This is a genomic window from Lysinibacillus sp. NPDC097287 (genome assembly GCF_044761695.1).
In the GTDB taxonomy this organism is placed as follows: domain Bacteria; phylum Bacillota; class Bacilli; order Bacillales_A; family Planococcaceae; genus Lysinibacillus.
The window spans coordinates 1-6,162 of record NZ_JBIWCX010000032.1 but is presented as its reverse complement, the minus strand read 5'-3'; the positions used below and the strand labels follow the sequence as shown (position 1 = coordinate 6,162).

Below are 6,162 nucleotides of genomic sequence, written 5' to 3'. Positions count from 1 at the left end.
TGGGTAATGAAAATAATCGATGTTTTCGACGTTTTTTGGATTTCTTTCATTAACTCTAATATTTGCGCTTGTATTGTTACGTCAAGGGCAGTTGTCGGTTCATCGGCAATCAGTAGCTTTGGGTCGGCTGCTAGAGCAATGGCAATCACAACACGCTGACGCATACCACCTGAAAATTCGTGTGGATATTGCTTATAACGTTTTTCAGGGAATGGAATCCCAACTTGTGTTAATAATTCTATTGCACGTTTCTTTGCATCTTCTTTTGACACTTTTTTGTGTTGTAAAATAACTTCAGTTATTTGACGTCCGACCTTCATAGTGGGATTAAGGCTTGTCATTGGGTCTTGGAAAATCATGGCGATATCATTGCCGCGTACTTTTGACATTTCTTTATCCGATAGCGGAATTAAATCACGGCCATTAAATAAAATCTGTCCAGACTCATAAATACCAGGTGGCTGTGGAATTAATTTCATTAGTGCATTACTTGTAACACTTTTACCTGATCCAGACTCACCAACAATTGCAAGAGTTTCACCTTCTTTTAAATCGAAGTTCACTCCACGTACTGCATGGACAAGGCCTGCATATGTTTTGAAATTTACTTTTAAATCTTTCACTTCTAAAATTGTTTGACTCATGTCGGCCACCTCCTTATTTACGTAGTTTTGGATCGAGTGCATCACGTAAACCGTCACCAATAGCGTTAAATGCGAAAATTGTTAAAGAAATGAATACTGCTGGGAAAATCAAACGCCAAGGTGCATTGGCAATCGCTTTATTTCCTTCAGAGGCCATTGTTCCCCAACTTGCATCTGGAGCTGGAACACCAAGACCGAGATAACTTAAGAATGACTCTGTGAAAATAGCAGTTGGAATTGTTAACGTCATAGTTACTAAAATTGCACCAAGTGCATTTGGAATTAAATGTTTTAGGATTAAGTGCCATGTGTTCGCACCTAATGTTCGAGCAGCAAGCACGTATTCTTGATTTTTAATTGATAATACTTCCCCACGGACGATTCGAGCCATATTAATCCAGCCGGTGATTGAAAGGGCGATAATCATGGGAATTATACCAGCTTCCATAACCACTAGAAGTACAATTACAACTAAAAGGTAAGGAACCGCTGTTAAAACATCGGCAATACGCATCATAATATTATCAACACGACCGCCGGCCAAACCAGAAATACTTCCCCAAAGAACACCGATGATGAGGTCAATGACAGCTGCTGCAATCCCGATGAATAGGGAAATACGTGCGCCATCCCAAACGCGAACGAAAATATCACGACCTAAATCGTCAGTTCCAAACCAGAACTGTGCAGAAGGTGGAGCATTATAGAATCCAAGCTGATCACTTGCTTTGTATGGTGAAAGCATTGGAACAAAGGTAGCCATTAAGACAATCATAATTATCACAATAACACCGAGTAATGCCATTTTATTTTGTGTAAAACGAAGGAATACTTCCTTCCAGAAGGAAACAGATGTATCTGCGAGTTTTTCAGTAGCTTCATGGTTACCACCGACAATTTTAAACATATCCTTGTCTATCTGTTTTAGTGTCATGATTTTTTCGCTCCTTTCAACTTAATTCGCGGATCAATTATGCTATATAAAATATCGACAACTAATACCGCAAATAAAAGGATGATTGAGTAGAACACCGTTGTTCCCATAATGACAGTGTAGTCACGATTTGTAATACTTTGAACGAAGTGTTTACCAAGACCAGGGATTGCGAAAATTTGTTCTACGATGAAACTACCTGTTACAACACCTGCTGTTAATGGGCCTAAGTATGTAACAACTGGTAATAGGGCGTTACGCAAAGTATGGCGGAAGACGACTGTCCATTTACCAAGACCTTTGGCACGGGCCATTTTTACATAATCACTATTATTTTGTTCAAGCATACTTGAACGTGTTAATTTAGCGATAAAGCCCATATGTGTAAAGGCAATAGCTAGTGCTGGCAGAATACTATACGCAAAGCCTTTCCATCCGCTTATTGGGAACCAGCCGAGTCTGTATGCTAAGAAGTACTGCATTAAGCCGGCCAAAATGAATGATGGGACAGAGATACCGAGTACCGCAAAGGACGTTGCCAAATAATCCGGGAACCTATTATGATAAAGCGCGGAAAATACGCCTATTAACACACCAAATCCAACTGCCAAAAGCATAGCTTGAATCCCAAGTGTTAAAGAAACTGGAAAACTTTCCGCAATCATATCATTTGTAGAGCGCGCTTTATATTTCATTGATTCACCGAAATTGAAAGTGGCCGTATCGATTAAATAATCTTTATATTGAATATACCAAGGGTTATTTAATCCATACGTTTCGTTTAACTTCTCCTCAATTTGAGGTGGGAAATTGCGTTCACTTGCAAAGGGACTACCTGGAGCGAGACGCATTAAGAAAAACGTAACCGTAACGATGACGAAAAGCGCGAGAAGTATATACATCAGCCTTTTCAAAAAATATTTAATCATCTAAAACTCCTCCTTCTATTTGTCAATTTTCTGACAAATATATGCTTTCGTATTTCAAAGGAGCTGACTCTGGCCTAAATAGGCTATGAGACAGCTCCTAGCTATAGAGTTTAAACTAAATTTTCAAAAAATGAATTGTGAAAAGTTTTATTTTACATCAACATGTTTAAGTTGGATGTTACCAAGTCGATCAGGATCCATGTTTGACACTTTCTCGTTTACTACTGATAAGTTTGTATAGTAGTAGATAGGTGCAATTGGGAATTCAGTCATTGCGATTGCTTCAGCTTGTTTTAAGATGTCTAAACGTTTTGCTGAGTCTGTTTCAACAATAGATTGTTCCATTAATTTTTTGTACTCAGCATTTTCCCAACCAGTATCATTGTTACCGTTGTCAGCTGTAGTGTATTGTTCTAAGAATGAAGAAGCGTCGTTGTAGTCAGCGATCCAACCCATACGAGCAACTTGATAATCTAGCATGTTAAGTTTTTCTAAGTAAACTTGCCATTCAGAGTTATCAAGACCTATTGTAATCCCAAGGTTTTTGCTCCAGCCTTCTTGAATGAATTGAGCGATAGCAGCATGCGCTTCACTTGTATTCATAGAAATATTAACTTTGATTTCGCTTGGATCAGTTATACCAAGTTCTTTCATACCAGCTTCAAGTGCAGCTTTTGCACCTTCGATATCGTTATCAGTGTAGTAACCACGATCTTCTTCAAAACCTTTGATTGCAGGTGGAACCATACCTAAAGCTGGTTTTTGTTCACCTTTAATAATGTTGTCGATTAAGCCTTGACGGTCAATTGCTAAAGTTAATGCTTTACGGATGTTAGCGTTCCCCGTAAATTCGTTAGTTGTATTGAATTTATACCAGTAGATTGCTGCATAGTCTTCGATTCGTAAAGAACCGTCCTTTTTGAAACCATCGATAGCGTCAAGTGCTACTGTTTGGTATGGAGTACCTAAGTAGTCGATTTCTCCACCTTTAAACATTGTTGCAGCAGTTGCTTCATTTTCAACCATACCAATATTTACTGTTTCAAGAGCTACGTTTGCAGCATCCCAATAGTCTGCGTTTTTCTTAAGAACCAATGAATCGTTGTGTTTCCAATCAGCTAATGTGAATGGACCGTTTGTAACGTAGTTTTCACCAGCATCTGCATACCAATCTTTATTGCTTTCAACGACTTTTTGGTTGATAGGTAAGAAAGTTTTGAATGCTGTTAATTCCAGGAAGTATTCTGTTGGATTTGCTAAAGTAACGACTAAAGTTTTATCGTCTTCAGCTTTAATACCTACTTCTTCTACAGAACCTGTTCCTAGGTTGTAAGCTTCAGAGCCTTTAATTGAATAGAATACAGAAGCATATTCAGAAAGATTTTCTGGGTTTAATGCCCATTTCCAAGCGTATTCAAAATCGCCAGCTACCACTGGATCTCCGTTCGTCCATTTCGCATCACGTAATTTGAATGTGTAAGTTAATTTATCATCGCTAATTTCAACAGATTCAGCCATAGCTTCTTCTGGAGTACCTTCAGCGTTTAAACGGTATAAACCTTCAAACACGTTAATTAGTACTGCACTAGATGTAGAATCTGTTGCAAGTTGTGGATGCAAAGATGGTGGTTCAGAAGGTATTACTAAATTTAACTCTTTAGATGAACCAGATTCTTTTTTATCGTCTGATGATTTTTCAGCCGAATCTCCACCAAAGCCACATGCAGCTAATACTAGTGAAAAGGCTGCAAGTACTGTTAGTAATAAAAACTTTTTGTTCTTATTCATACTTAATCCCCCGTAAATAATTATTAAGCTTTCTATGAAGCTCTTTTTTTAATATATCAAAAAAGTCTTTGTATACAAAATAAAAAATATTCCAATTAGTATATAATAATCTGACAATTAGTATAATGTTAACTATATATGATTTAACTCACTAGAATAAAAGAGTATTAAAAAGATAAAAATATGATATAATTCAAAAATTTATAATAATAAAAAGGGAAAAATATAAAAATGCTACATTCAACACAAAAAATCTTATTTTTCAGATAATACAACATTTTTATAAATAATGAATCAAAAGTCCTACTTGTATGACGTCGAGGAATTAATCATAATTTGTAGAAAAAAGTGGTAATTTTAAAGTTGTTGGTGAATAATGTTGATGAAAGATAAGTATTTCTGGTCTGAACGTTTATCCACTGTGTTGGATAATGGTGGGAATCTGACGATTTCTGCATTTATTTTTGGGCAATGTATTCAAATGGGAAAAGGAAGAGAGGGAATAGTTGTTCATGTTTTTTTAATAAAAATTGTTGTATAAAAAACGCATTTGACATAGCGTTTAAATGTTACTAATATAATTTATTAGTGAGTCGTGAATACAAAGTGATACATAAAAAAATGTCCATTTCGACGTCGTGAAATGGACATTTTTTCGTGTATATAGTTTAATTGGAGTTATTTGTTATTTGAAAATAATTGAGTTTAAGGTTATTACTTGCTTAACGTTTAATATGTAAGTTGGACTACTCATAGTGAATTTTCCGCGCCATAGAATAAAAGCACTCTGAGGATGAAAACGTTGATATGCGTTTATTTCTGTTTAAAGAATACATAAAAAATCCCCCATCGAAGAAAATCCAATGGAAGGATATTGAATTTTTCATCTTTCAGAAACCCAGGTGTTTACTAAATCGGCTGTACAATATACATAATGCTGTTCTCCAACTGTATGATACGTTTCTCTATCGTCAAACTCTGTATGTTTGTATGGTATTCGTTGACGCCGGTTTTCTGACATTGGATCTGGGAGTGGAATTGCTGAAAGTAATGATTTTGTATACGGATGAACAGGGTGATTATAAATATCATCTGCTTTTCCAATTTCCACAATTTTACCACGATACATAACAGCGATTCTATCACTAATATATTTCACCATTGATAAGTCATGGGCAATGAAAAGATAAGTTAGGCCACGTTCTTTTTGCAGTTGCTTTAAAAGGTTAACAACTTGTGCTTGGATTGATACGTCAAGCGCTGAAATGGGCTCATCTGCAATGATGAACTTAGGATCTAAGCTCAATGCACGAGCGATACCGATACGTTGACGTTGGCCACCAGAGAACTCGTGAGCATACCTGTTTGCATGTTCTTTATTTAAACCGACTGCTTCAAGTAGTTGATTTACTTTTTCACGTCGTTCTTTTTTATCTTTATAAAGCCCATGAATTTGAAAACCTTCACTAATGATCTCACCGGCAGTCATACGCGGATTTAAAGAAGCGTATGGATCTTGGAAAATCATTTGCATTTGGCGATTAAATTGCTTTAGCTCATTTTTTGATTTTTGCCCATGAACATTTATACCGTCAAAAATGATTTCGCCGTCTGTAATATCGTACAGACGAATGATAGACCGTCCTGTCGTTGATTTACCACAACCGGATTCACCTACAAGCCCCAGTGTTTCACCTTCATAAACGTCGAAGCTTATGCCATCAACCGCTTTAATAGCATTATTAGAAGAACCGAAATATTGTTTTAAGTTCTTGATTTCGAGAATTTTTTTTGCAGTATTAACCATTGAATTGGGCCTCCTTTGCTAAAAATCCTTCGATGCGTTTTGCGACAGCATCCGGTAGTG

6 protein-coding genes are annotated in these 6,162 nt (G+C 36.6%); 1 reads left to right on the top strand and 5 read right to left on the bottom strand.

Annotated elements, in window-relative coordinates; translation table 11 throughout:
* From ACIQ2D_RS21730 to ACIQ2D_RS21715, 4 genes are all read right to left on the bottom strand, one after another.
* The coding region (locus ACIQ2D_RS21730) for an ABC transporter ATP-binding protein (protein WP_402867385.1) at positions 1-644 on the bottom strand (644 nt) is incomplete at its 3' end.
* Positions 645-657: 13 nt separating this feature from the next.
* Positions 658-1,578, bottom strand: coding sequence for an ABC transporter permease (locus ACIQ2D_RS21725; RefSeq protein ID WP_402867384.1), 921 nt, complete (start codon positions 1,576-1,578; stop codon positions 658-660).
* The gene (locus ACIQ2D_RS21720) at positions 1,575-2,507 is read right to left on the bottom strand and encodes an ABC transporter permease (protein ID WP_402867383.1); all 933 of its coding nucleotides are present in this window, start codon (positions 2,505-2,507) and stop codon (positions 1,575-1,577) included. Before ACIQ2D_RS21720 ends, ACIQ2D_RS21725 begins: the two co-directional genes overlap by 4 nt.
* 147 nt (positions 2,508-2,654) lie before the next feature.
* The gene (locus ACIQ2D_RS21715) at positions 2,655-4,295 is read right to left on the bottom strand and encodes a peptide ABC transporter substrate-binding protein (RefSeq protein ID WP_402867382.1); all 1,641 of its coding nucleotides are present in this window, start codon (positions 4,293-4,295) and stop codon (positions 2,655-2,657) included.
* Between the two features lie 382 nt (positions 4,296-4,677).
* Between ACIQ2D_RS21715 and ACIQ2D_RS21710 the strand changes: the two genes are divergently transcribed.
* Positions 4,678-4,836 (top strand): hypothetical protein, encoded by a 159-nt coding sequence (locus ACIQ2D_RS21710; protein ID WP_402867381.1) that lies wholly within the window; start codon positions 4,678-4,680, stop codon positions 4,834-4,836.
* Positions 4,837-5,178: 342 nt separating this feature from the next.
* Here the strand turns inward: ACIQ2D_RS21710 and ACIQ2D_RS21705 are convergent, their stop codons facing one another.
* On the bottom strand, positions 5,179-6,102 hold the full coding sequence (locus ACIQ2D_RS21705; RefSeq protein ID WP_402867380.1) for an ABC transporter ATP-binding protein: 924 nt from the start codon (positions 6,100-6,102) through the stop codon (positions 5,179-5,181).
* Positions 6,103-6,162 lie beyond the last annotated feature (60 nt).

Excerpts from the sequence above, each read along its gene's own strand:
- ACIQ2D_RS21725 (WP_402867384.1), bottom strand. The coding sequence starts at position 1,578 with ATGACACTAAAACAGATAGACAAGGATATGTTTAAAATTGTCGGTGGT.
- ACIQ2D_RS21720 (WP_402867383.1), bottom strand. The coding sequence starts at position 2,507 with ATGATTAAATATTTTTTGAAAAGGCTGATGTATATACTTCTCGCGCTT.
- ACIQ2D_RS21715 (WP_402867382.1), bottom strand. The coding sequence starts at position 4,295 with ATGAATAAGAACAAAAAGTTTTTATTACTAACAGTACTTGCAGCCTTT.
- ACIQ2D_RS21710 (WP_402867381.1), top strand. The coding sequence starts at position 4,678 with ATGAAAGATAAGTATTTCTGGTCTGAACGTTTATCCACTGTGTTGGAT.
- ACIQ2D_RS21705 (WP_402867380.1), bottom strand. The coding sequence starts at position 6,102 with ATGGTTAATACTGCAAAAAAAATTCTCGAAATCAAGAACTTAAAACAA.